Below are 1,547 nucleotides of genomic sequence, written 5' to 3'. Positions count from 1 at the left end.
GTTGTGGCTCAGGTCGCCGGAAGCGATGCGCTCCACCACGGCGAGGGTCTCGCGCAGTGGGCGGGTGATCTGGCGGGTGATGATCACGGCCGCCACGATGCCCACCAGCAAGGCCAGCAATGTGCTGATCAGTTGCAGGCTGCGGGCCTGGGCGCTTTCGGCGTCGCGGCGTTGCAGCTGGATGTCGTACAGCTTGTCGCTGATGGTGACAATGTCGGTGCCCTGGGTGGTCATTTCTGCCCGGGCCGAGACGATGTTGGCGTTGGCCGCCTTGTAGTTCTGCACCGCGCTGCGATAGGCGCCGAGAGCGGTTTCCAGGGCTGTCAGTGCAGGCTGTTGGCTGGCGCCAAACGCTGCGTGCAGGCCTTTCAGACCGTCGATGGCTTTCTCGATCTGCGCGGCAGCGCGGGCTTCAGTCTCGGCGTTGACGTTGCCGGTGTAGCCGCGCACTTCGTAGCGGGCCAACTGGAACTGTTCCTTGGCGCTGGTCACGGCCTCGAACTGGGCAAAGCGCTCGGTGCTCTCGGGCATCTGGCGCACGCTGGCGTCCAGGGCACTGATCTGCGCATTGGCGATGTCAGCCTTGTCGCCCATGACCTGGCGCGCGGCGTTACCGTTGCGGTAGGCCTCGCGCATTTTGTTCAAGGACTGCTGGTAAGCGGTGATGATCGCTTTTTGCTCATTGAGCAGCTTGAGGTTGTCCGGGCTCTTGAAGCTGTCCAGCAGCTTCTGTTGCTGGGCGACAAAACCGTCGAGGTTGGTCTGCACGTTTTGCGCCACGGCTTCGTCGCCGTTGGCCAACATGTATTGCAGGCGCACGATGCGCAACTTGGTCAGCGAAGCGTTGAGCTGGGTGATGTCGCTCATCCAGTTGCTGCGGTCGATCAGGCCGCCCAGGCTGGTCCAGCCGGTGAGCGCGAGGATCGAGGTGAGGACCAGTACCAGGCCGAAGCCCAGGCCCAGTTTCATATTGACGCTGATGTTGCCGAACCAACTATTCATCGCATTCCTCCAGGAACAGATTTGCGGGTACATCCGGTTGCTGGAAGTAGCGACCAGCCGATGGGTAGTCAGGAGGTATCGGCAGCCCTGGCGAGAGCTGAAACGGTTTTTTCGTGAGGGCAGGATTTATGGAGCGTGAGCGACGAGCGGTCGCACCGCCCTCATGCAGAGGGCGGTGCGAGGATCAGTGGACTTGGCGCATTCTTTTGCTGGTGGTGATGATGTCGATCAACGCTTCCCTGCTGCTGAAACGGCGGTCATCCAGGTTCCAGCGATTGACGAAGTGCCCCCTGGCATCCTGCTGCAACGCGGTGTGGACCAGTACGCCGTCGCGGTTTTTATGGACCATCTCCAACCCATCGTCCAGGGTGCGCTGAAGCAGATAGTCGCCTTTGCGCCGCAGGCGTTGTTCGAGGCTGAGGGGTGGTGCGGGCGTGGCAGGTAGCGGCAATGGCGCACCGGCGACTTCGACGTTTTTCTTGAAGTCGTAGCGCACCAGTGGCCATTGCTGCTCGCGCGGCAGCGCCTGGACGCTGGCGGGCTCA

General features: G+C 62.1%; 2 protein-coding genes. Both read right to left on the bottom strand.

What is annotated here, in order from left to right; genetic code table 11:
- Positions 1–1,002, bottom strand: a 1,002-nt coding sequence (locus tag HX846_RS15090) for a methyl-accepting chemotaxis protein (protein WP_178965641.1), incomplete at its 3' end; no start/stop codon positions are given.
- Positions 1,003–1,186: 184 nt separating this feature from the next.
- Positions 1,187–1,547, bottom strand: a 361-nt coding sequence (locus HX846_RS15085; protein WP_178965640.1) for a hypothetical protein, incomplete at its 5' end; no start/stop codon positions are given.

Origin of the sequence: Pseudomonas sp. K5002, from assembly GCF_013386655.1 — a bacterium.
Lineage (GTDB): Bacteria > Pseudomonadota > Gammaproteobacteria > Pseudomonadales > Pseudomonadaceae > Aquipseudomonas.
This window is presented reverse-complemented; position numbering and strand designations above follow the sequence as displayed.